Annotated in this window: 24 protein-coding genes; 18 read left to right on the forward strand and 6 right to left on the reverse strand. The window is 48.2% G+C overall.

What is annotated here, in order from left to right; all coding sequences use genetic code 11:
* Window positions 1-14: 14 nt before the first annotated feature.
* Window positions 15-1,202, reverse strand: a complete 1,188-nt coding sequence (locus ASF12_RS14915) for an MFS transporter (protein WP_155973218.1) — start codon at window positions 1,200-1,202, stop codon at window positions 15-17.
* Between the two features lie 67 nt (window positions 1,203-1,269).
* A complete protein-coding gene (locus ASF12_RS14920; protein ID WP_056036077.1) occupies window positions 1,270-1,548 on the reverse strand; it encodes an ArsR/SmtB family transcription factor in 279 nt (92 codons plus the stop codon).
* Window positions 1,549-1,725: 177 nt separating this feature from the next.
* Between ASF12_RS14920 and ASF12_RS14925 the strand changes: the two genes are divergently transcribed.
* Together ASF12_RS14925 and ASF12_RS14930 are read left to right on the forward strand one after the other, a co-directional pair.
* Complete coding sequence (locus ASF12_RS14925; RefSeq protein WP_056036081.1) at window positions 1,726-3,090, forward strand: MATE family efflux transporter; 1,365 nt, start codon at window positions 1,726-1,728, stop codon at window positions 3,088-3,090.
* Window positions 3,091-3,103: 13 nt separating this feature from the next.
* The gene (locus ASF12_RS14930) at window positions 3,104-3,403 is read left to right on the forward strand and encodes a metal-sensing transcriptional repressor (protein ID WP_327204919.1); all 300 of its coding nucleotides are present in this window, start codon (window positions 3,104-3,106) and stop codon (window positions 3,401-3,403) included.
* A gap of 88 nt (window positions 3,404-3,491) precedes the next feature.
* Here ASF12_RS14930 and modB read toward each other — a convergent pair whose 3' ends face one another.
* Both modB and modA read right to left on the reverse strand, forming a co-directional pair.
* Window positions 3,492-4,166 carry a molybdate ABC transporter permease subunit gene (gene modB / locus ASF12_RS14935; RefSeq protein ID WP_056036086.1) on the reverse strand — a complete coding sequence of 225 codons (675 nt, stop codon included), beginning with the start codon at window positions 4,164-4,166 and terminating at the stop codon, window positions 3,492-3,494.
* Window positions 4,163-5,041: a molybdate ABC transporter substrate-binding protein gene (modA, locus tag ASF12_RS14940; protein WP_056036096.1), complete on the reverse strand. Its 879-nt coding sequence runs from the start codon at window positions 5,039-5,041 to the stop codon at window positions 4,163-4,165. Before modA ends, modB begins: the two co-directional genes overlap by 4 nt.
* Before the next feature lie 183 nt (window positions 5,042-5,224).
* Here modA and ASF12_RS14945 point away from each other — a divergent pair, with 183 nt between their 5' ends.
* The 7 genes from ASF12_RS14945 to ASF12_RS14975 all read left to right on the forward strand — a co-directional run bounded on the left by ASF12_RS14945 (window position 5,225) and on the right by ASF12_RS14975 (window position 11,626).
* A complete protein-coding gene (locus tag ASF12_RS14945; RefSeq protein WP_056036099.1) occupies window positions 5,225-6,217 on the forward strand; it encodes a helix-turn-helix transcriptional regulator in 993 nt (330 codons plus the stop codon).
* A gap of 31 nt (window positions 6,218-6,248) precedes the next feature.
* On the forward strand, window positions 6,249-7,415 hold the full coding sequence (locus tag ASF12_RS14950) for an AI-2E family transporter (protein ID WP_056036102.1): 1,167 nt from the start codon (window positions 6,249-6,251) through the stop codon (window positions 7,413-7,415).
* Window positions 7,416-7,764: 349 nt separating this feature from the next.
* The gene (locus tag ASF12_RS14955) at window positions 7,765-8,193 is read left to right on the forward strand and encodes a DUF1641 domain-containing protein (RefSeq protein WP_056036104.1); all 429 of its coding nucleotides are present in this window, start codon (window positions 7,765-7,767) and stop codon (window positions 8,191-8,193) included.
* 31 nt (window positions 8,194-8,224) lie between these two features.
* Window positions 8,225-9,403: an NAD(P)/FAD-dependent oxidoreductase gene (locus ASF12_RS14960; RefSeq protein ID WP_056036107.1), complete on the forward strand. Its 1,179-nt coding sequence runs from the start codon at window positions 8,225-8,227 to the stop codon at window positions 9,401-9,403.
* A 121-nt stretch (window positions 9,404-9,524) separates the two neighbouring features.
* The gene (locus tag ASF12_RS14965) at window positions 9,525-9,869 is read left to right on the forward strand and encodes an MmcQ/YjbR family DNA-binding protein (protein WP_056036111.1); all 345 of its coding nucleotides are present in this window, start codon (window positions 9,525-9,527) and stop codon (window positions 9,867-9,869) included.
* Between the two features lie 186 nt (window positions 9,870-10,055).
* Entirely contained in the window at window positions 10,056-11,204 is a 1,149-nt protein-coding gene (locus tag ASF12_RS14970; protein ID WP_056036115.1) for a cation:proton antiporter, read from the forward strand.
* Between the two features lie 26 nt (window positions 11,205-11,230).
* Complete coding sequence (locus ASF12_RS14975) at window positions 11,231-11,626, forward strand: hypothetical protein (RefSeq protein WP_056036118.1); 396 nt, start codon at window positions 11,231-11,233, stop codon at window positions 11,624-11,626.
* Between the two features lie 77 nt (window positions 11,627-11,703).
* Here the strand turns inward: ASF12_RS14975 and ASF12_RS14980 are convergent, their stop codons facing one another.
* Window positions 11,704-13,026 carry a hemolysin family protein gene (locus ASF12_RS14980; RefSeq protein ID WP_056036120.1) on the reverse strand — a complete coding sequence of 441 codons (1,323 nt, stop codon included), beginning with the start codon at window positions 13,024-13,026 and terminating at the stop codon, window positions 11,704-11,706.
* A 244-nt stretch (window positions 13,027-13,270) separates the two neighbouring features.
* Here ASF12_RS14980 and ASF12_RS14985 point away from each other — a divergent pair, with 244 nt between their 5' ends.
* Window positions 13,271-14,038, forward strand: a complete 768-nt coding sequence (locus ASF12_RS14985; RefSeq protein ID WP_056036123.1) for a DUF1836 domain-containing protein — start codon at window positions 13,271-13,273, stop codon at window positions 14,036-14,038.
* A 404-nt stretch (window positions 14,039-14,442) separates the two neighbouring features.
* On the opposite strand, the gene ASF12_RS14990 is transcribed toward ASF12_RS14985, so the two are convergent.
* Window positions 14,443-14,796, reverse strand: coding sequence for a DUF4870 domain-containing protein (locus tag ASF12_RS14990; RefSeq protein ID WP_056036127.1), 354 nt, complete (start codon window positions 14,794-14,796; stop codon window positions 14,443-14,445).
* Window positions 14,797-15,007: 211 nt separating this feature from the next.
* Here ASF12_RS14990 and ASF12_RS14995 point away from each other — a divergent pair, with 211 nt between their 5' ends.
* From ASF12_RS14995 to ASF12_RS15030, 8 genes are all read left to right on the forward strand, one after another.
* Window positions 15,008-16,057 carry an LCP family protein gene (locus ASF12_RS14995; RefSeq protein ID WP_056036130.1) on the forward strand — a complete coding sequence of 350 codons (1,050 nt, stop codon included), beginning with the start codon at window positions 15,008-15,010 and terminating at the stop codon, window positions 16,055-16,057.
* 54 nt (window positions 16,058-16,111) lie between these two features.
* On the forward strand, window positions 16,112-16,534 hold the full coding sequence (locus tag ASF12_RS15000) for a CBS domain-containing protein (protein ID WP_046232653.1): 423 nt from the start codon (window positions 16,112-16,114) through the stop codon (window positions 16,532-16,534).
* Between the two features lie 658 nt (window positions 16,535-17,192).
* Complete coding sequence (locus tag ASF12_RS15005) at window positions 17,193-18,143, forward strand: DUF2232 domain-containing protein (protein ID WP_235533169.1); 951 nt, start codon at window positions 17,193-17,195, stop codon at window positions 18,141-18,143.
* A gap of 18 nt (window positions 18,144-18,161) precedes the next feature.
* Complete coding sequence (locus ASF12_RS15010; RefSeq protein WP_056036133.1) at window positions 18,162-20,129, forward strand: DHH family phosphoesterase; 1,968 nt, start codon at window positions 18,162-18,164, stop codon at window positions 20,127-20,129.
* A complete protein-coding gene (gene rplI, locus ASF12_RS15015) occupies window positions 20,126-20,569 on the forward strand; it encodes a 50S ribosomal protein L9 (protein WP_056036137.1) in 444 nt (147 codons plus the stop codon). The genes ASF12_RS15010 and rplI overlap by 4 nt, the downstream gene beginning before the upstream one ends.
* Before the next feature lie 19 nt (window positions 20,570-20,588).
* Window positions 20,589-21,950, forward strand: coding sequence for a replicative DNA helicase (gene dnaB / locus ASF12_RS15020; protein WP_056036140.1), 1,362 nt, complete (start codon window positions 20,589-20,591; stop codon window positions 21,948-21,950).
* 188 nt (window positions 21,951-22,138) lie between these two features.
* Window positions 22,139-23,425: an adenylosuccinate synthase gene (locus ASF12_RS15025; protein ID WP_056036143.1), complete on the forward strand. Its 1,287-nt coding sequence runs from the start codon at window positions 22,139-22,141 to the stop codon at window positions 23,423-23,425.
* 96 nt (window positions 23,426-23,521) lie between these two features.
* Complete coding sequence (locus ASF12_RS15030; protein WP_056036148.1) at window positions 23,522-24,073, forward strand: NADPH-dependent FMN reductase; 552 nt, start codon at window positions 23,522-23,524, stop codon at window positions 24,071-24,073.
* Window positions 24,074-24,188 lie beyond the last annotated feature (115 nt).

Genomic DNA, 24,188 nt, shown 5'->3' on the forward strand with positions numbered 1-24,188 from the left:
CAATTCATGTCATTTCAAGCCTGTGGAGCGACACTAGGAACGGTTGCTGGCTCGCGGTTGCTGGTCAGCTTGCGTGAAAGGACAATCAGAATCACAGCGAGCAAGACGCCGGATGCGCCAATCCACGTAATGCTAGGCAAGGAGACTTTGGCGACGATTAGTCCGCCTGCGCTTGCCCCAACTGCCATAGCGAGCTGCAGCACGGAAGTGTTCAGGCTCAGCATAATGCTCGATGCGCTTGGCGCAAGCGTCAGCAAATTGTATTGCTGTGTAGGCCCGGATGACCAAGCAGCAAATGACCATAGCATAAGCAGCGGGAAAACAATAGCCGAGGAGCTGGCACTGAAGGAAATGAGCAGCAGGGCAGCGGCATGAACAAGCATGCCACCCATTAATGTACGCTTCACGCCCCATTTGTCTGTGCTGTAGCCGCCTAGCTTGGAGCCGATCAGGCTGGCTACCCCAAATCCGAATAAGGCGATGCTTAGTGTATTTTCGCTCATAGCGGTCACTTGCAGGAGGTAGGGCGATATATACGTATAAGGAATCGAGTAGCCGACTATCCATAGAAAAGTGACGCCTAAAGCAGCAGCAATTTTTGGTGTCTTAAGCAAGGCCAGCTGCTCGCGCAGCGGTACAGAAGGCTCGCCATCGTATCGCGGAATGGCAAAGACAATCATAATGATGGCAAGCAGTCCGAGCACGCCAATGCCACCGAAGACGCTTTTCCAGTCATAAGATGCGGCTACCATACGGCCGATCGGAATTCCGATGATTAGCGCGGCAGTAAACCCGGTGACGACGGTGGCGATTGCGCTGGCCTGTTTGCCGGGAGCGGCCATTTTTGCAGCAAGCGTTAGTGAGGTTACGACGACGACGCCTGATCCAAGCGCCATAATGATGCGCGCAGCGATGAACAAGCCGAAGCCTGGCAGAGCAATGGCAAGCAAGTTGCCAAGCACAAAGACAAACATCGCGTAAAGCAGCAGCTTGCGCCGTTCAATCCGTCCCGTCAGGGCCATCAGAATAGGTGTGCCAAGCGCGTAAGTAAGCGAGAAAAAGGTAATGAGCTGGCCGGCGGCACTGACCGATACGCCAATATCCTCCGAAATTTTATCCAATATCCCAGCAATGACATACTCCGATGTTCCAACCAAAAAACTAATTAAGGCAAGCAAATAAATTTTCAATGTGTTCGACAGCATGATGATAGTCCTCTCCACTTATATTTCTATATTTCTAAAAATATAGAAATATAAACTAAAAAAATTATGCCAGCAAATAAGGAGCGTATTTCTGTATAACGTCCATATCCGGGCTGTAGTAAATAAACGTGCCTTCCTTGCGCATTTTTAACAGGCCGCATTCTGATAGCTGCTTCAAATGATGGGAAAGCGTAGAGCTTGCAACCATTTCTAATTGCTGTCCAAGCGTGCTGCAGCACTGATCAGGCTGCTTGGCAAGCAGTTGGGCGATTTTGAAGCGGGTCGGTTCTCCGAGCGCTTTATAAACTTTAACGGCTGCTTGAATGGCTTCCTGCTCCTCCATGCGTAGTCCCTCCTCCATTGCTATTTCTATATCTGTAGAAATAAGGCTAACATACTGGCCCCTGATTAGTAAAGCTTTAATTTCAGGATATGCTGAGATGAGATTTTCTTTGTTATATCCCCCGTGGGGGGATATAATGAGGGGATTAAGCTTAAAGGATCAGGGGGCTGGGATGCCATGCTGGAAGCTCAACAGGCCGGAATGACAACACGGCGGCAAAAAATAAAAATCATATTAGCGCTTGCTGTGCCGACAATGATTGAGAACTTTTTGCTCACGATAGTTGGATTTATCGATACATTATTTGTTTCTAGAATCGGTCTGAATGAAGTAGCTGCCGTTGGGGTGGGCAACACGGTTATAGCGGTCTATATTGCGCTATTTACAGCTTTAGGAATTGGCACCTCTTCACTAATAGCCAGAGCAGTAGGCGCCGGGGATTTCACTAAGGCTACGGCCATAGCCAGGCAGTCGACATGGATATCGGCGTTTACAGGCTTAGCATTAGGCATTGTAAGCTTATTTTTTGCGGAGTCCATTTTGCGTTTAATGGGGGCAGCTCCAGATGTTCTGGCACAGGGGGTTATTTATTTTCAAATTGTTGCGGTGCCTTCCTTGTTTATATCGCTTATGGCGATCTTCGGAAGCATTTTGCGTTCTGCGGGCAATACAAGAGCGCCGATGATTGTTGGCATATGGGTCAATCTCATTCATATCGTGTTGGATTATGTACTCATATTCGGCATTGGCGGCTGGGAAGGCTGGGGAATTGCCGGAGCAGGCTGGGCGACGTCCATAGTCCGCGTCATTGGAACTGTGGTGTTGTACAAATACATACAGCAATCTAAGCTTTCTTTTTCCCTATTGAAAAAACAATCTGTGCAGAGCTACACATACCCGCTATTAAATTTATCATTACCGGCTGCGGCAGAACGGTTGATTATGCGTGTCGGACAAATGTTTTATTTGGGCCTCGTCATTCGAATAAGTACCGAAGTATACGCTGCGCATTTAATAGCAGGCAATGTGATTGCCCTGTCTTATCTGCCTGGTTATGGCTTGGCAGTAGCAGCTACAACGCTGGTTGGCCAGCAACTGGGGGCGGGGCGAACGCGGGATAGCTATGAATATGGGCTGCTGACGGCGTGGATAGCCGTAGTGTTCATGACCATAATCGGCATCGTTTTCTGGCTTGGATCAGGAATAGCGGCAAGCTGGTTTACAGGTGAGAACGTCATCGTTGAAATGGTCCGCACTGCGCTCGGCATTGATGCATTTGCCCAGCCGTTTCTGGCGATGAGTCTAGTCCTTGCAGGCGCTCTTCAAGGGGCAGGCGACACGAAGAGTCCAATGTATAGTACAATCATTGGTATATGGGGAATACGAGTGCTGGGCATTTATGTGCTGTGCTTGCATTTTCAGATGGGCATCGCAGGCGTCTGGCTGGTCAGCGCGATTGATCAACTAATGCGCTCCATTTATTTGATGCAGCGCTTCAAGTCTCGGATGAATGCGAAACAGACGATCGTTCAAGTCGAGTAGAGGGGGATGTGCATTGGAGCAGGATCATACACACACGCATACACATACGCATGAGCATAAGCATCGCAAACAAATTATTAATCGATTGGCCCGTATTGAGGGGCATGTTCGATCCGTGAAGGAAATGACGGCTGACGGGCGTGACTGCTCTGACATTTTGCTGCAGATTGCAGCGGTGCGCAAGGCGCTCGATAATGCGGCCAAGCTGCTGCTGAAGGATCATCTGGAAAGCTGTGTGGTGGATGCCATTCACCATGGGGAGAAAAAAACGCTGGAGGATTTGAATAAGGCGCTGGAGCATTTTATACGCTAGATAAAGCTTGCTGCAAAAGGTAAAAACAAGCCGTGTTTCTCTGCTGCAGAGAAACACGGCTTGTTCTATGTTTTTTTATTCTAAACAGCTATTCAGTCTTCCTGCGGGTGAGCGCCAGCATAAGGAAGGAAATGAGAACGATGGCAATCGTCCATGCCCAAGCCATCGTCATGTTGCCACCGTCTACAGCGACGTAGATCGCGGTTGGCACCGTCTGGGTAACACCCGGAATATTGCCAGCAATCATGAGTGTTGCCCCGAACTCGCCGAGCGCTCTGGCGAAGCCGAGTATATAAGCGCTGATGAGAGAAGGCCATACAAGCGGCAGCGTAATGTAGCGAAAAATCTGCGATTCATTGCCGCCCATAGAGCGGCCCGCATCCTCTAAATTACGATCTACTCCTGAGAAGCCAACCTTCATCGTCTGGTAGACGAGGGGGAAGGCAACGACTATGGAGGCGATAACCGCCGCCCACCAGGTGAAAATGACTGGAGCATGAAACACCCACTCGATCAGCTTGCCCATCCAGCCTCTGCGGCCGAGCAGCACAAGCAGCAGAAAACCAACGACCGTCGGCGGCAGTACAAGCGGCAGCATAAATAGTGTTTCAAGCAGCAGCTTGCCTTTGAACTTTGCTTTCGACATCCATCTTGCAATAAGGACTCCAAGCAAAAGGGTTACGACACTCGATAGTAAGGCAACCTGTAGAGAAAGCCGGATCGGCGTCCAAAATGCGGGCCAATCTATGCCTGCCCCAATCATTTCGCCGCGGAGAACCCGTATTTAGTAAATACGTTCATGGCATCTTCGGATTGCAGGTAAGCGTATAAAGCTTCCGCTTCACTTTGATGCTTCGTTTCTTTCACAATACCGATTGGATATACAATTGGCGTATAAGTTTCTGGATCAACAGCAGCAGCGATTGTCACTTTATCGGAAGTCAGTGCATCTGTACGATAGACGAAACCGGCGTCTACATTTCCTGTTTCTACATATTGCAGCACTTGGCGCACGTCTTTCGCTTGGACAAGCTTGGATTGCAGGCTGTCCCACAGCTTAGCGTTCGTCAAAGCTTCCATTGCATAGTTGCCAGCAGGCACGCTCTCTGGAATACCGATTGCGATTTTGCCAAGGGTATCTTGGCTGAGGTCGGCAATAGCGGCTACTTCCACTTTGCTGTCAGCTCCCGTTACAATAACGAGTTCGTTAGCCAGAAGTTTTATTTGCTGGTCTTCCGCAATAAAGCCTCCTTCAACGAGTGCTTTCAGGTTTTTGGAAGAAGCAGAGAGGAACAGGTCAGCCGGGGCGCCTTGTTCTATTTGCTGCTGCAATGCGCCGGATGCGCCGAAGTTGAAGTTTAAGGAAATAGATGGATTCGCAGCTTCATAAGCTTGCTTGAGTTCTTGAAGGGCATCGGTCAAGCTGGCAGCAGCAGAGATCGTTAAATCTACTTTCTCGGCAGGTGCAGGAGCCTCGCTCGCCTGCGGAGATGCCGATTCTACAACAGCAGCGCTGGGACTGCTTGCGCTTGTGTCTAAGGCAGCCGTTCCAGTATTGTTCGCCCCGCACGCCGCGCATACAAGCAGCACAGCCAACATGAAAAATAGTGCAGCAGGTTTCTTGAAAGGTGTAAGCATAAACTCTCCTCCAAATATAGTTTATTATATCTATTTATAACTAAACATCATTATAGACTGGTGTCAATTCGACTGTAAAGTGAGATGGGAGGTTTGAAATAGATTATGCTACAATTAAAGGTATGAAAATAATAACCGAATTCAGCCTGCGACCTGGGCTGAACGAGGCTAAGGAGATCCCATATGTCCGCTGACATCTCATATACAACTGAAGAAATTGCCAAGCTTCTAAAGATTTCCAAACTAACCGTATACGATTTGATTAAAAAAGGAGATCTGCCCTCCTATCGGGTAGGCAAGCAGATGCGAATTGACGCTTCCGATCTGGAAGCGTACAAGCTGCGGGCAAAAGGCCTCCAAGCCAGTGCGCCTGCCGGCAAGACAATGGCTTCCCAGCAGCAAGGGTCTCCATACGCGAACGCGCTGGATTTATCGGACCGAAACGCTGCCTTGTCAACAACTGGCGGGGGACGCCCGATCGTCATTACCGGACAAGATATGAGCCTGGATATTTTGGCCAAGCATATGGAGCGGGAGGGACCTGGCTTGCGCCCGCTGCGCTCCTATGTCGGCAGCATGGACAGCCTGATATCGATGTATAGAGGAGAATCAGACATCGTTAGCACGCATTTGCTGGATGGCGATACAGGGGAATATAACGTTCCCTATATTCGTAAACTATTGATTGGGGCACCTTATATCGTTGTTCATATGCTGACGAGGAGCGCAGGCTTGTTCGTGCAGCAGGGCAATCCGCTTAAGCTGGCAAGCTGGGCCGATTTGGCGAAGCCAGGACTTCGCCTCATTAATCGGGAGCGTGGGGCCGGTGCGCGCGTGCTGCTGGATGAGCAGCTTCGATTGCACGGTATTCCGGCAGCTTCAATACTAGGCTATGACCAGGAGCAGACGAACCATCTTGCAGTAGCGGCGCAGGTTGCGTCAGGCGAGGCTGATGTGGGTATTGGAACGGAGAGGGCTGCAGCGATCGTCTCCCGCCTTACCTATATACCACTCGTTCAGGAGCAATACGACCTGGTTATGCTGAAGAAGCCGGACAATCAACTATTCATTAATGCGGTCATTCGCATTTTACGGTCGCAAAGCTTCAAGCAGGAGCTGGGAGCCATCGAAGGGTATGACTTGACCCGTACAGGGGAAATCGTTGCAGAAAGCTGAGAACATCATAAGCAGGAAGAAGGAACAGCGGATGGACCATTTTAAAACAGGAAAAGAACGGTTTGTACAGTTTATTTTAAATAATAAATTCGTCATATTTTTGCTCGTGCTGCTCCTGGTTAGTCTGAATATTTTTGTCATGAGCAAAATCTCCTACGTGTTCACGCCGCTCGCTGTATTGTTCAAGACGGTGCTGCTGCCGATTATTTTGGCGGGTGTAGCTTATTATTTGCTGAATCCGATTGTAGATTATTTGGAGACGAAGAAGGCTCCGCGTATTTATTCCATCTTTGTGATTTTTGCGGTTATTTTAGGGCTGCTTACGATTTTGCTGACGGTGGTCATTCCGCTTGTAACTACACAGATCGTCAGTCTGGTCGATAATTTGCCGGGCTATGGGGATCAGCTGCGAACGAAGTTTGATGAGCTGATGCACAGCGGAGACCTGCGGGATATTGAGCGGTGGCTCAATGTTAACCCTTCGGATTTGAGCGGCAATATTACGAAGCGGGCGACGGAGCTGCTGAATGGGGTATGGCAAAGTTTAGGTTCATTCGTGGGGGCGCTTAAAGATGTCGTGCTTGCCGTCATTACGCTGCCATTTATTCTTTTCTACCTATTAAAAGATGGCAAAAGGCTGCCGGATTATATTGCGGCTATACTGCCAATGAACATGAGAGCGCACACGAAGCGCATTATGGGCGAAATGAACGGCCAAATCAGCAGCTACATAAGAGGTCAGATTATTGTAAGCTTCTGCATTGGGGTGCTGCTATATATTGGTTATTTGATCATTGGGCTTGAATATTCGCTGGTGCTGGCGCTGATTGCCGCATGTACAGCCATCATTCCGTATCTGGGCCCAGCTATCGCGATTACGCCAGCGCTCATTGTTGCGATGGTAACCTCACCCGTCATGCTGCTGAAAATGCTAGTGATCTGGACGATTGTCCAGCTTATCGAAGGGAAGTTTATTTCCCCGCAAATTATGGGAAAAAGCATGCATATTCATCCCATTACGATTATTTTCGTCATTTTGACCGCTGGAAATTTGTTTGGATTGGCGGGAATTATTTTAGCCGTTCCAGGTTATGCGGTGCTGAAAGTTATTGCGACGAATTTCTTCCACTGGCTGCAAGCCCGTTCGCCGCTTTACGCAGCGGAGGAAGTGAATGCGGATAATGATTTTAAGCTATAATATAAGCATTATAAAACGAAGGGCTGCTTGCAAAAGCAGTCTTTTTATTAAAATATAAGGAAGTATAATCTGGCTGCATAACATTTTCCTCTATTTCAACGCGTAACGGCAGTGCCTTCAAAGGGCTGCAATGCCGTTTACGCTTGAACTTTTCAAAAGTAACTAAAAGTTGTAATTGCAGTTTTTGTCGCAAAGGAATAAAATGAACATGAGTGTGGTCAAGTCCCTCTAATGATGCATCCTTATTGTGAAACATTTCACAATTTCAGGTTTTTTTCAGAGGCGGCTTGCAGTTGTAACGGCGTTTAACTAATCATGCAACAATCAACGCAAGGGAGGCATTTTTCGTATGTCGGAAACATTAACAGAGCAAGAAGTACAGACGGGATCTGTACGTAGTGAACTGGACGTTCTGGAGCAATTGCTTAAACCGGAAATCCAAAGCTCGCTGAATCAGCTGGTAGAAAGCTTGCCTAAGCTTGCTGAAATGGTTACTTTGATGACCAAAGCTTATGATGTGGCAACAACTGTAGCGAATGACCAAGTGCTTATGGGCGACATGAAGCATGGTATCGAAGAATTCGTTAAGCCAATTACGGACAAAGCAAAAGGCATTGCATCGGCTGCTGTAGAAGCTAATGATCGTGCACATGCAGAGCCTACGACAATCGGTCTGTTCGGCATTCTCAAAATGCTGAAAGATCCTCAGGTCCAACAAACATTGCGTTTCGCGCAATCGTTCTTGGATGTATTGGCAGAGCGCAACAAACAGCGTTAAGATCGGATCAGAATGAGAACGGAGGATCAGTATGTCTAAGCATATTTTGATTTTGGGTGGCGGTTATGGCGGTTTGCTGAGCGCATTGACAACTCGCAAATATATGTCCCCCGAGGAAGCAAGCATTACCGTTGTTAACCGTATTCCATCGCACCAAATCGTAACGGAATTGCATCGTCTGGCCGTTGGCGGCGTTCATGAGAACAACGTTGCTTTGCCGCTGACGAAGCTGTTTAAAGATAAATCCATCAATTTGGTTATCGACACAGTCGACAAAATTGATCCGGACCAGAAGCAAGTTCACCTTTCCAGTGGTGCAAAAACTTCCTACGATACGCTTGTTATCGCTCTTGGTGGCGAAACAGCATTTTTCGGCATCCCAGGCCTTGAAGAGAACAGCCTGACGCTGAAATCGGTTGAGGAAGCAAACCGCGTGAGCGCGCACATTCAAGAGCGCCTTGCTGCGTATGCAAAATCCAAAGACAAAGCTGACGCAACGATCGTTGTTGGCGGCGGCGGCCTGACTGGTATTGAGCTGATCGGTGAAATTGCCGACATGCTGCCAAAATGGTGTGAGCAGTACGGCGTTAACATCAGCGAAGTATCGGTATACAATGTTGAAGCAGGCCCGTCGATTCTGGCTGGTTTCCCTGTGGAGCTTGTTGACCGTGCGAAAGCAAGCCTTGAAAAACGCGGCGTTCAACTGCTGATGGGTATTGCGGTTACAGAAGTAAAAGGCAACCAAGTTATTTTGAAAGACGGTCAAACGCTTGTGGCTAACACATTCGTATGGACTGGCGGCGTTACAGGCAACCCTGTCGTAGCAAACTGCGGTATTGAAGTAAACCGTGGCCGCGCTACAGTCAATGAGTTCCTGCAATCGACTTCGCACCCTGAAGTTTACCTGGCTGGCGACAACGCAGTTGTATTTAGCCCAGACGGCCGTCCATATCCGCCAAGTGCACAAATCGCATGGCAAATGGGCGAAGCAATCGGCTACAACCTGTTCGCGCAATCCAAAGGCTTGCCGCAAAAATCGTTTACATTCGTTAACTCCGGCGTTCTTGCGAGCCTTGGCCGCAAAGATGCAATCGGAACCGTTGGCGCAAGCCAGCTTCGTCTGAGAGGCACTACAGCTTCCCTGATGAAAGAAGCAAGTAACGTTCGTTACCTGTCGCATGTTAACGGCTTGTTCTCGCTCGTTTACTAATTTAATTTATTAATTAATAACCATAATAAGTCCTCGTTTAAACGGCAGCAGCTGTTTGGGCGAGGACTTTATTTTTCTCACTGAAAAATGGTACGATAAGGCAAAAAGGGGGACAACGGCCATGGAGCATTATATTAAATATTGCCTGGGCAAGAAGGGCGCTTTTGAAGATTATCCTTTCGGACCGGAAGCGCTGGTTATGAAGGTTGAGGGAAAGATGTTTGCCTTAATTTCTGACGACCGGAAATCGATATCGCTCAAATGCGACCCTATCATTGCTGAAAATTTACGCGAGCAGCATGCGGCGGTTATCCCTGGCTACCATATGAATAAGAAGCACTGGAATACGGTGCTGCTGGACGGCAGCCTGGAGCAAGAAGAGGTCGAGAGCATGATCACCCACTCCTATGAGCTGGTTGTAAAGTCGCTTCCGAAGGCGGTACGCGAGAGCATAAGCGGCAGTTAATGGGCGGAAAGTATGGTTTTCGAGGCTCATTTTAGGTATAATAAAAGTATTGAGCGTTTAATTGAATAAAAAGAAGTTTTTCGGAGGAGTCTGTCAACAACGGGATTTCTCTGTCTGCTTGTAAAGAGCCCGTATATATGCGGGCTCTTTTTTTATTTTTTTGCTGCAAATAAGGAGGGAAATTAAATGGAATTTATTTTAACGTTAATGCTAATTATCGCGGTGTCCAAAATAGCAGGAGCACTTTCCGTCAAGGCTGGCCAGCCTGCTGTACTCGGAAAGCTGCTTGCAGGTATAGTCGTTGGTCCCGCCTTGCTTGGGTGGGTAGACAATAGCGACTGGCTGGCTCATTTCTCAGAAATCGGCGTGCTGCTGCTCATGTTTATCGCAGGGCTTGAGACGGATCTGGAGCAGCTGCGTAAAGACTGGAAAGCGTCATTTTCAGTGGCGCTAGGGGGCATTATTTTGCCATTCGCCGGAGGATATGGGGCTGCTGTCTTGTTCGGCTTGTCCTCCGCGCAGGCGATCTTTCTGGGGCTGCTGCTCTCCGCCACCTCGGTCAGCATATCGGTGCAAACGTTGAAGGAAATGAACAAGCTGAGCTCCAGGGAAGGCACGACGATACTAGGAGCGGCGGTTGTAGATGACGTGGTGGTCGTTGTTTTGCTGGCTGTTGTCATGAGCTTGCTTGGATCAGGAGGAGATGTATCGATTCCCCTGATGCTCGGGAAAAAAGTGCTGTTCTTTGCTGTTATTATTGCCGCGAGCTGGTGGCTGGTGCCGTTCGTCATGAAGCGGCTGGCCCGCTTCCCGGTTACAGAGGCAGCGATAAGCGCTGCGCTGGTTATCTGCTTCGGCTTCGCTTATTTCGCAGACGCTATGGGCGTTGCTGGCATTATCGGAGCATTCGCTGCGGGGATTGCGATTGGGCAAACGCCGCTTCGCCACACGGTTGAAACGAAGATCGAGCCGATCGCCTATTCGCTATTTGTACCTGTTTTTTTCATCAGCATTGGGCTTAACGTTACTTTTGCGGGAATAGGCGAGCAAATAGGGTTTATCGCTTTGTTATCCGTTGTTGCGATACTGACAAAGCTGTTCGGCGCCGCAGCCGGAGCAAGACTCACAGGCTTCAATATGCGCTCGTCCATAGGAATTGGGGCGGGAATGATATCTAGAGGCGAGGTAGCGCTCATTATCGCCGCTTCCGGCTTGCAGTCGGCGCTGCTGCCGCAGGCTTATTTTACCCCGGTCGTACTCGTTATTATGGTGACAACGTTAGTCACCCCGCCGCTCATGAAGCAGCTGTTCAAGCGGGAGCAGCCAGCTAACTAACTAATGCAAGGGACAAGGAGTCGGTTATGGGGAAATTGCAAAAAGAATTTATCGTCAATGTCAGCGCAGTGTCCTTTATTTTAAGCGCGATTTACAGCTTTGTATGGATCAAAGCGGATTACTATTTTTTATCGCATGAAACGGACATCAATGGGGATTTCGGTTTTGCTGTGTTCTTTATATTTTTTGCTAGTTTATACGTTATACATGTCCTTATGTGTGCGATCCATTATGCTGCATTTCGTATAGGCGGTACAAGGGCAAGAGCAGCTACTAAGTTTATTCTGTTTAACGGCGCAGGCGGCCTTTTGATCGGGGGTATTTGCTATTTAACGGGCAGCGCTGTTCCGCTTTCGCTTGTCTGCTCGCTCGTTGTAATCTCTATCATTTCAGGGCTTCATCGTACATGGTCTCCGTCATGAGGCAGGGGCAACAAAACATTCGAAAAAACGGGGCGCCTCTCATTTAAGAGATGCACCCCGTTTTTATTTTATTGGCCTTAGGCCGTTGTCTCGACCTGAGTCTCTATTTCATCCGTTTCAATGATCAGCTCAACCTTCTTAATTCGGTGCTTGCCGATCTCACGAATAATAAATCGCATATTATGATGATGAAGTTCTTTGCCGATGCGCGGATCTTGAATTTCGCTGTACAGCCAGCCGCCGACCGTATCGACTTCCTCATGCTCCAGATTGACCCCTGTAAGCTCGCTCAATTCGTCGAGTGATACTTTGCCGTCAAGCAGGTAACAGTTGTCAGCAAGCTTCTCAATGTCCTTGCGCTCGTCAGCATCAAATTCATCACGAATTTCGCCAACAATTTCTTCTAAAATATCTTCAATCGTAATGAGGCCTGACGTTCCGCCGTATTCATCCATCAAAATGGCGATATGCACTTGCTCCTGCTGCATGCGCTTGAGCAGCGTTTTGACAGGCAGCACTTCGGAAACCGTAAGTACAGGATGGATCAGCTTTTTGAAATCAAACTCTTTATTATGATGAAATTGCAAAAACATTTGCTTCGTATTGATCATGCCGATAATGTTGTCTTTGCTGTCTTGTGCGACAGGAAAGCGTGTATATTGTTCTTTATGAATGATTTCCATGTTTTCAACTAACGATTTATTGGAATACAGGCAGATCATATCGGTGCGGGGCACCATAATCTCCTTCGCGAGCATTTCGTCAAAAGCGAAAATGCGGCTCACGTAGCCATACTCCGTGTTGTTGATTTTGCCGCTCTGGTAGCTGTCATTCAGAATAATCTGAATTTCTTCTTCGCTATGAGCGTCTTCATGCTCTTTCACCGGCTTTAGTCCGAACAAGCGCACAAGCGCATTTGCAGAACCGTTCAATACCCAGATGAAAGGATACATAATTTTGTGGAACAAGATGATTGGCTTTGCTACTGTAAAGCTGATGAATTCCGCTTTTTGAATCGCCCACGTCTTCGGAGCAAGCTCACCAATAACGACGTGCAGAAAGGTTACGGAAGCAAAAGCGATAATAAAGGACAATACGTGACTGACTTCACTACTTATACTAAGCTGTTGAAAAAGAGGGAACAGGATTTTCTCCACTGTCGGTTCACCTAGCCAACCTAATCCGAGCGCTGTAATGGTAATACCAAGCTGACAGGCCGACAGATAACCATCCAAATTGCTTGTAACCTGTTGTACGGCAAGAGCGTTTTTCTTGCCTTCAAGCACTAATTGATCGACCCGGCTTGCCCGGAGCCTGATAACAGCAAATTCCGTTGCTACGAAAAAGGCAGTCATCACAATTAATAATGCAATCAATAACAGATTAAGTCCTATACCCATGTCTACTTTTCACTATCCTTTTTAAATGAATTTTAAGTTCTTATGAACTAATATACCGAACTCAAGGGTCAATATGCAATCTCGCCATTCGTTGTTAGCAGGCCATATGAGGCAAATTACAGGCAAAAATGCGAAAAATGTTGATATTATTGGCTATTATCTCATCTTTACATTCCTATATCGCGGGCGTATGATAAGTTCATTCGAACTTGAAATGGTTCAGTACAAGTAGGAGGAAAGCGATATGGAGTCTTTCACGCTTACTCGAAAAGAAATGGCTTGCCTGCTGATGGCGCTGGATGGACAGGATGGACATCGTCCTTTGCAGGTGCTGCAGGATGCCTGGAAGAAGACGCACCGCAATGCATTGGAAGCTGGAGCTTCCCTGCCAGCCTTCTTATCCACGGCCCTTCCCCCCATTCTGGAGAAGATGATAAAAGGCAATGAGGTGAGAGGCTTCTCACTGCAGGAAATCGCTACGCTCGGCCATATGGTGGAGTATTCCAACATGTCTATTACCTCTATGCAGAATTGGGTGAAGCGCGATTTTAAGGCGTATTTCAATTGTCCAAAAATGGGCAAAAAATATTCGCTGAATCAAGCGGCGCTGTTGTTCGTCATTGATGATTTGAAGTCGAATCTCGATTTTGAGTCGATTCGCAAGCTGCTTGAGATTTTATTCATCAAGCCGGAGGATGAATCGGCCGATCTAATTGGCCCGCTTGAGCTATATGCGTCTTACTCGGCCATGTTTGAAGAGCTGGATGCGAATAATGACCAGCTTCTAGATACCTTTGGCCATGTGAAGGGCGGCAGCAAGCAGGATGCATTGACGGAAAATGCGATTAGAGCATCGGCGGACCGTTTTGCCCAGAAGCTGCCGGATTTGACGAACGACCAGTCGGAGGCGCTCCGCAATATTTTGTTCATTGCGGCGATTTCGATCCAGACGGCGTATTTCCACTCGCTGGCTCGCCGGTATTTGAATGCTACCCTGTTTCTGCATCGGTAATGATGCGGCAGGGGACCTGTCCGATTAGACCGGCTGTGCAAGTGTGCGCAAGGCGGGTAAATAATAAGGCTCCTATCCTAAAGCGGACGGGAGCCTTATTTTTGAAATATAGGAAAGTATATCGAAACGCTATCCTTTCTCTATATTTCTCGGAATGAAACGCGCCGTCCCACCAAAGGATGGAGCCAGCCGTTTCACCTTGAAATATAGGAAAGTCTATTATAACGTTATCCTTTCTCTATATTTCTCGGAATGAAACGCACCGTCCCGCCAAAGGATGGAGCCAGCCGTTTCACCTTGAAATATAGGAAAGTCTATTATAACGTTATCCTTTCTCTATATTTCTCGGAATGAAACGCGCCGTCCCACCAAAGGATGGAGCCAGCCGTTTCACCTTGACCAAATTACTTGAATTGTGCAGCTTGCTTCTCGGCGATGTCGCCAACGTAAGGCAGCTTGAATTGTTTGCCTTGGTAAGCTTGAAGCATCAGGAAGATCCAGAGAGCGAAGCCGAGAATACCAAGCAGGGCGCTAATCAGTGACCCGATAAACGGAATGATGTTCAGCACCATCATGACCACGGTTAAGCCGCCGAATGTAATAATCGATTGCATTGCATGAAATTTCACGTACCGGCTGTTTTTCTCCAATACAAGGAAGATAATTCCAGTGACAAAGCTCAAAACATAACAAAGCAGCGCTGCGACCTTAGGATCGAGCCCAGTTGAGGATTGATCAGGTTGATTAAATTGTTGCATTTGTGTAGGTCATCCTTTCTGATTCTAAAAATGAATGTGCGTTACACTATATTCTTCCTTACCCGCTATTATTCCTGCCAAAACTCGCTAGAATACATCATTTGGTAGCAAAGTCTTGTAAAAGTTTTGTAACTTATGGCTTAGTGTTGTCGTTTATGATGATGAGTGTGCTTCTTGAGCACTATAATCTTACTAGTTAGGAGTTAGAGCAATGTCAAAATGGACAAAAAAGAAGAAGTGGATATATACGCTCTGCGCAGCGGTGCTTGTGCTTGGAACGGCGGGCTATTTCAATCGTGGAGCGCTTGCTATGCTGGGCTTCAACTGGTTTCTCTCCGATCAGGTAGCTACCCAACTGGAGCAAACCTATAAACCAATAGAAGGCCGCGAACCTATTCAGGTCGGCAATATGAATACGAATCCGTTCGCCCTTATGCTGCTCGGCGTTGACCAGCGCGGCAAGGAGACGGGAAGATCGGATACGATGATTTATACGGTCATACGTCCGAAGGACGGCGCTATTCTCATGGTGTCCATCCCGCGTGATACGTATACGGAAATTGTGGGTAAAAACAAAGAGGACAAAATTACGCATGCGTACGCATTTGGTGGAGCCAAGATGGCGATAGAGACGGTCGAAAATCTATTTAACCAGCCTATCAACTATTATGCCGCTATTAATTTTCAAGGGTTCAGAGATGTTATTGATGCAATGGGAGGGATTTCCCTGCCGATTGCAGAAGATATAGTAAATAAAGATCCCGATCACGAAAAGTTTGTCGTGAAAGGCGGTCAGGATGTATATAATGGCAATGATGCGCTGAATTATGTTCGTTACCGTGAAGATGCCGGAGGCGATATGAGCCGTACGGGAAGACATCAAGTTTTTCTGAACCAGCTGCTGGATAAAGTATCTGAGGTCGGCCAATGGAGCAAAATTCCTGATCTGATTGACATTATGGGTGAAAATTTCAGTACGGACATCCAGCCTGACCAGATGATCAAGCTGGCGCAGCAGTTGCTGCAGCAGGATAACCGCACGATATACAGCCATACGCTGAAAGGCGAGGGACACAGGCTGACGAACGGCGGCGCATGGTATTATTTTGCGGATAAAGACGATTTGTCCAAGACGCAGGCGATGATTGGCAGCTGGCTGAACCCCGATACGGCAAAGCAGGATTTAATTATGCCGGATGAGTACGCTTCGAAAGTGCAGAAGCCGGTTGGCTCATTGTCCAGCGCAAGCGACGCTGAGTAGACTGCGGGCAGTCTCATGGCGGTAAGCGAAGGAAGAAATGGAGTTGAGTGACGGATGAACATTGCGTTTTTTCTGCTGCCCAAGCAGGAAGTCGTAACGGTAACGCATGACGCAACACTTAGGCAGACGCTGGAGAAAATGGAGCATCACCGTTATACAGCCGTACCGATTATTAATGCCGAAGGCGAATATGCAGGTGCTGTCACAGAAGGCGATTTATTATGGTTTATGAAAAATAGGCCGGAGCTGACTTTCGAAATGACGAATAAAGTCAAGCTGGCGGACGTCCCGCTGCGGCTGAATCACCGCTCGGTTCGAATTGACGCGAACATGGAAGACCTCATTATGCTGGCGAAGGTGCAGAACTTTGTGCCGGTCGTCGATGACAGCGAGCATTTTATTGGCATTGTGCGGCGCAGTGAAATTATTGATTATTGCCAGACGATTATGCAAAGCGCGATTGCGATTGAAGCATAGTCTTTTTCAAGGAAGGCGGAGAGCAGCGGCTCTTCGCCTTTTATCAATGTAAGACCTCTGTTGCTGAGATCACGCAGTTCGGGAGGCTCACTCCATTTTTGACGGACTGAGGTTCCGCTATTCTGGCTTTTGATACGGTTTCTGGCTCTAAGCGGACTGGAAAGGCGTTATTGTCTTAATTTTCCCGCCAAAATGGCTATTTGCAGCGCATTAGCGGCTCCTGAGTCCGCAAGCTGTACCCAAACCTGCGATTCTGTTGAAATAGCTGCTGCTGTGTCCGCCAAGTTTATCTTTGTTCAAGATGTAAAGGCATAAAGCCCCTAATCGAAGAGTACGCCATTGCCTTTCGTTACGTGGATTCACATTCAGGATAGGTGATATTCCCAGTAGGAGTAGGAATACGTATGAAGCTACATTCGATTATCATTTGGCTCGCTTACGTTGGCATACACGTCCTAACATTTCATCGCGAAACGAGCATTGCCTACAAAGTAAGGCAAAGCCGTTTACGCTTGAAATATAAGGTATTATAAATTTGTCTATATAAATAAGCTTCTATTTCATCGCGAAACGAGCATTGCCCACAAAGTATGCCAATGCCGTTTACGCTTGTTGGATGCGGTGAAGCTTATTTATGATATAATGGGGTCTGGCAAGCATGGCGGCAAGAATTACGAATATACATGTGCAAGAGGTGAACGGTTTGAAGACCGGTATGAAATCTGTTTTATGGAGCGCGGCAGCACTGCTCCTGTTATTGTCCATAGCTGTACCTGTTCTTAATATTTTGACCATATTGTTTCTTATGGTTCCTTATGTGGTGTTGTACACAGCGCTTCCCGCGCGTGGGTTCATTCTGCATATGCTGCCGGTATGGGTGCTGTCCTTCCTCATATTAGGAGCTCCAGCGTTAATTATCGGTTTGTTTTTCCTTGTTCCCTCTATAGTGATGGGGCATATGTTCAAGAAGCAGCTGCCTGCACATAAAGTGCTGTCAAGAACGGTTATTACGCTGCTTGTACTGTTTTTGATGGAATTTGCAGCTTTTGAAGTGATTTTAGATTTGTCTCTGACTAGCGAAATGGGCAATTTTGTTCGCTCCGTATTTAATGATCCACAATTGCAGCCTTTGCTTCCTGTGGAATGGAGCGATGAGTATACCGAGATGCTCATTCAAATGATGCTGAATACGATTCCGCTCGCTGTTATTAGCGTATCGTTCTTTTACGCTGTTGTTACCCAGTATATTTCACGGCGTGTGCTTGGTTCTTCAGGCATTGAGGTGCCGAGAATGCCGCTGGCGAAAGATTGGATGCTGCCGCGGGTTTTAGTCATTTATTATGTGATTGTTTACATTCTAAGCCTGTTTGTCAGTCCTGACAGCAAATCCTTCATCGGAGTAGCAGTGCTTAATTTGCTGCCATTGCTGAGGCTGGCTTTTGCAATTCAAGCCGTCGGTTTCTTCTTCTATTTGGCTCATGAACGTAAATGGAACCCGGCTATCCCGGTGCTGATTGCAATACCTGTACTAATTTTCTCACCGCTTAGCTTAATCGGTGTGCTTGATGCTGCTTTCCCCATCCGCAAGTCATTTACGAAGAAATCCTAGCACAGGAGCGATCAGGAAATGCCAAAGTTTTTAGTTGTTCGCTGGCATGGCATGCATCAGTTGGCGGCTTTCGCTATTATGGCGGTTATGACGACAGCACTTGCTTGGTTCGAATGGCGAATCGGGCTTATTGCTCTGCTGTTTATGATCGGTTTCAGCGTATATGGTTTTCTGGCGGAGCGGGCGTTCCGCAAAGATTTAAAAACGTATTTAGGTACGATTTCTTACCGGGTAAAGAAGGCTGGCAATGATGTGATTAGCGAGCTTCCTTTCGGTATTATATTGTATAATGAAGACAAGACGGTTGAATGGCATAACCCTTATATTGCTGAGATTTTGGGCCATGATTCTGTCGTGGGCCAGACCATCGCAGAGCTGTTCCCCTCCTTGCACCAGTCAAAGGACAAGGAACGCGAGGCAGAGCAGCAGGTTATAGTGGGGAACTATGTTTTTCAACTGATTTTCAAGCCGGAAGAACGTATTTTGTATGTGAAAAATATTACGGAGCTCTGGCATCTCTCCAAGAAATATGAAGAAGAGAAGCTGGCACTTGGTATCGTCATGATTGACAGCTTGGATGAAGTGACGCAGGGCATGGACGATAATCAGCGTTCGGCGCTGCTGTCCAAGGTGACGACAGAGATTACCGAGTGGGCGCAGCGCTATCAGCTTCATATTAAGCGGCTTACCTCAGACCGGTTTATGCTCATTACGGACCTCAAGACCCTTAGACAGCTGGAGCAATCGCGGTTTGTCCTGCTCGACGAGGTTCGTGAGCTGACCTGTGATCAGAAAATCCCAACAACGCTCAGCATTGGCTTTGCAGCCGAGGCAGAGAGCATCGTCGAGCTGGGACAGTGGGCGCAATCCAGCCTTGATATTGCCCTTGGGCGCGGCGGGGATCAAGCAGCTGTCAAAATCGGCGGCAGGCAGTCCTTCTATGGCGGCAAGTCCAATGCGGTCGAGAAGCGGACCCGCGTTCGGGCTCGCGTCGTGGCGCATGCGCTTAGAGATTTGATTAAGGAAAGCGGCAATATTATTATTATGGGCCATAAGATGCCGGACATGGATGCAATCGGCGCAGCTATTGGGATTACGAAGGCGGCGCAAATATTCGGCAAGGAAGCTTTTATCGTGCTGGAGGGCATTAATCCTTCGATTCAGAAAATGATGGAGATGCTGCGCGAGGATGAGCGTTTCTCCAAACGGTTCATTACGCCGGAGCAGGCGATGTCCATGACGAACAATAAGACGCTGACGGTTGTCGTCGATACCCATAAGGCATCGATGGTGAAGGAACCGCGGCTCATTGGAGCGCATGGGAAAATCGTGGTCATCGACCATCATCGCCGCGGCGAGGAGTTTATTGCGAATGCGCTGCTGGTTTATATGGAGCCGTATGCGTCCTCCACTTGCGAGCTCGTTGCCGAGCTTCTTCAATACATTGCGGATCGGATTGTGCTTGATGTCCGGGAAGCGACCGCGCTGCTCGCTGGCATTACGGTAGATACGAAGAGCTTCTCCCTTCGTACCGGTGCCAGAACGTTTGAGGCGGCATCGTTCCTGCGTCGCAACGGTGCGGATTCGATGCTGGTGCAGCGGATGCTGAAGGAAGATTTGGAAGAGTATGTCCGCAAGGCGGAAATTATTAAGCATGCGAGCGTGCATTATGAGCATATCGCGATTGCGGTTACCGAGCCGGGCCGCAAGGTTGGCCAGCTGTTGATTGCGCAGGCAGCAGATACGCTGCTCAATATGACCGATATTTTGGCATCGTTCGTCGTTGGCGAGCGCACAGACGGCCTAATTGGTATTAGCGCGCGTTCGCTTGGCGACATGAACGTGCAGGTCGTAATGGAAAGAATGGGCGGAGGCGGGCATTTAACGAACGCTGCCGCCCAGCTTGAAGGCACCGTTAGTGAAGTTGCGGAGAAGCTTAAAGCGGTACTAAAAGAAATTGATAAGGAAGAGGGGTTATTTGAATGAAAGTAATTTTTTTGGCAGATGTTAAGGGACAAGGAAAAAAAGGCGAGGTTAAAGACGTATCCGAAGGTTATGTGCGTAATTTTTTACTTCCTAAAGGACTGGCAAAGCCGGCATCAGACGGCAATCTGAAGACGCTCGAAGTGCAAAATGCTTCCGAGCAGAAGCGTAAAGCGCAGGAGAAGGAAGATGCGAAGACGCTTGCGAAGAAGATGGAGGAAATGACGATCGTGCTGAAGACGAAGGCTGGCGAAGGCGGCCGCCTGTTCGGCGCCATCACATCCAAGCAAATCGGCGAGCAGCTTGCTGCACAAGGCGTTAAGGTCGACAAACGTAAAATTGAGCTGGAAGAACCGATCCGCACACTTGGCATGACGGAAGTGCTTGTGAAGCTGCATCCTGAAGTGAAAGCCAAGCTGCGCGTTCAAACAACGGAGGAATAATAGATTATAGGGGGAAATGATGAGTACAGAGCTGAAGTTTGATCGCGTTCCGCCGCAGAACATGGAGGCGGAACAAGCCGTTATCGGTGCCGTACTGCTGCAGGCGGAAGCGCTGATTACAGCTATGGAGCGTCTTCGCAGTGAAGATTTTTACAGCGGCCCCCATCAGCGCATATATGAAGCGATGATTGAATTGGCTGAAAATAATCAGCCGATCGATCTTGTCACGCTGACTGCGCATTTGCAGGACCAGCAGCTGCTCGACGAAATTGGCGGCGTGTCTTATTTGGCACGGCTGGCCAGCTCCGTTCCAACGGCAGCGAATGTCGATTATTACGCGCAGATCGTAGAGGAGAAATCCTTGCTGCGGCGTCTGATCCGCACGGCTACGAATATCGTAACCGAAGGTTATGCCGGAACAGAGCAGGTGGGTGCGCTGCTCGGCGATGCGGAGCAGAAAATTCTCGAAATTTCCAATCGGCGTTCCAGCAGCGGGTTTATATCTATCCGCGACGTGCTGATGGAAGTGTTTGAGAAGGTCGAGCATTTGTATATGAACAAAGGCGGTACGTCAGGCATTCCATCGGGCTTTGTCGATTTGGATAAAATGACGTCCGGCTTCCAGCGCAGCGATCTTATTATCGTTGCAGCCCGTCCTTCCGTTGGTAAGACAGCATTTGCGCTGAATATTGCCCAAAACGTCGGCGTGCGCGCACGCGAGACCGTCGCCATATTCAGTCTGGAGATGTCGGCAGCCCAGCTTGTGCAGCGTATGATTTGTGCAGAAGCGAACGTGGATGCAGGACGGATGCGGACAGGTTATCTGGAGGGCGACGACTGGGAAAAGCTGACGATGGCGATTGGTGCCTTATCCGAGGCGCAAATCTTTATTGATGATACGCCCGGCATAACGGTTGCCGATATTCGTGCGAAATGCCGTCGTCTGAAGAAAGAGCGCGGGCTTGGCATGATTTTGATCGATTATCTCCAGCTCATTTCCGGCCGCGGCAAGGCAGGGGAAAATCGGCAGCAGGAAGTATCGGAAATTTCCCGTACCCTGAAGCAGATTGCCCGTGAGCTTGAAGTGCCTGTTATCGCGCTGTCGCAGCTCAGCCGGGGCGTTGAGCAGCGTCAGGACAAGCGTCCGATGATGTCCGACCTTCGGGAATCCGGTTCGATTGAGCAAGATGCTGATATTGTATCCTTCCTTTATCGGGATGATTATTATGATAAGGAATCGGAGAAAAAGAATATTATCGAGATCATTATCGCCAAGCAGCGGAATGGACCCGTTGGTACGGTAGAGCTGGTGTTTCTGAAAAATTTCAATAAATTCGTCAGCTTGGACCGTTCTCATGAGGATCCATCGCAGGCATCTTAATGATATCCGAACAATTGTAGAGCTACTTCTACAATTGTTCGTTTTTAGTTTGACTTCTATTTCGGGTACTGCTACACTAATATTGCTGTCTTCGTGTGACACCCGTTGTTCTCGTACGAAAGGGAAAACCGGTGCAATAGAAGAACAGTAAATTTCGGTGTGTCTATACACCGGACGGGGGTATGTTTATGTCTACGGTTGTTGTGGTTGGTACGCAGTGGGGAGACGAAGGAAAAGGCAAAATTACCGATTATCTGGCTGAAGGCGCCGACGTCGTCGCTCGCTATCAAGGCGGTAACAATGCCGGGCACACTATTCTCATTGACAATAAGAAATATAAATTAACGATGGTACCTTCGGGTATTTTTAATCACAATAAAGTGTGTGTCATCGGTAATGGTATGGTTATTAACCCTAAAGCGCTAATTGAAGAAATTAACTATATTCAAGAAAACGGGTTTTCGACTGAGAACTTGAAAATCAGCGATCGTGCCCATGTCATTATGCCTTATCATATCGTACTTGATGCATTGGAAGAAACGCGTAAAGGCGATAATAAAATTGGTACAACGGGCAAAGGCATCGGTCCTTGCTACATGGATAAAGCCGCTCGCAACGGCATTCGGATTGCCGATCTGATGGATGCAGAAGAGTTTGAGCAAAAGCTGCGCCGTCTTGTTGTTGAGAAAAACCAAGTGATTGAGCAAGTATTCGGCGGCGAGCCGCTGAATGCAGACAGCATCGTTGAGGAATACCTCGCTTATGCTGAAGTGCTTCGCTCGTATGTAACGGACACGTCCGTTGTACTGAATGATGCGATTGATGCTGGCAACAAGGTGCTGTTCGAAGGCGCGCAAGGCGTTATGCTGGATATTGACCAAGGTACATATCCATTCGTAACTTCGTCCAATCCATCCGCTGGCGGCGTATGTATCGGTTCTGGCGTAGGCCCATCGAAAATTCAGCAAGTTATCGGAGTAGCGAAAGCTTATACAACACGTGTAGGCGATGGCCCATTCCCAACGGAGCAAAACAATGCAATCGGCGATTTGATTCGCGATAAAGGCCACGAGTACGGTACAGTTACTGGCCGTCCGCGCCGTGTAGGCTGGTTCGACAGCGTCGTTGTGCGCCACGCTCGCCGTGTTAGCGGAATTACAGGCTTGTCGCTTAACTCGCTTGACGTTATGACGGGCATTGAAACGGTTAAAATTTGCACTGGCTACAAATATAAGGGCGAAATCATTACGCACTATCCAGCAAGCCTGAAAATGCTTGCGGAATGCGAAGCGGTATATGAGGAGCTTCCAGGCTGGTCCGAGGATATTTCTGGCGCAAAAACGCTGGATGATCTGCCAGTGAACACGCGCAATTACTTGAACCGCGTATCGGAGCTGACAGGTATTCCGATTGCGATTTTCTCAGTCGGCCGCAACCGCGAGCAGACAAATCCGGTTGTAGCTATTTACGAATAGACGAATCCGTTAGACGGATATAGAAGGGGAAGACAGCTGCGAATGCTGTCTTCTTTCTTTTTTTTCACAATAATGAATGAAAAGGGATGATGAGGGATGAAGAAGGAGATTCAGCTTTTGGCCATTTCGGGGAGCTTGCGTGAGAAGTCTTCCAATACTGCGCTTATGAATGCTATTATCGCGCTTGCTGAGGAGCATGTACGTTTCAGCGTTTACAGCGGGCTGGGCGAGCTGCCGCATTTTAATCCGGATTTGGATGTAGAGGAAGGGCCAGCAACGGTTGGGGAGCTGCGGAGACAGCTAAAGGAGGCAGACGGCGTCCTCATCTGTACACCGGAATACGGGAATGGCGTTCCAGGCTCCTTGAAAAATGCGCTCGACTGGATCGTGTCCTCTGGCGAATTCGTCAATAAAAGGGTGGCGGTCGTCACCGCATCGCCATCTCCGATGGGCGGGGATAAAGCCAATGCTTCGCTGCTGCTCACGCTGAATATGATTAATGCTATTATCGTAGATCACGGCGTAGTGATGATTCCGCATATCACTCTCAAGATGAGCAAAGAAGGCGCAATTACGGATGAAGAAACGAAGCAGCAGCTGCTCGCCATGCTGGCTAGTCTGGGACAGCCCCATTCCAAAGCTTTATAGATTCATCGCGCCAAGCAGCGGTTATGCGCCCTTTCTCTTGTCCATAATGGTAAAAGAAACCATTCAAATGTTATGAGCTAGCAGGTCTCATTATACGGATGGGTCAAGCAGGAAG

This window comes from Paenibacillus sp. Leaf72, assembly GCF_001422685.1.
Lineage (GTDB): Bacteria > Bacillota > Bacilli > Paenibacillales > Paenibacillaceae > Pristimantibacillus.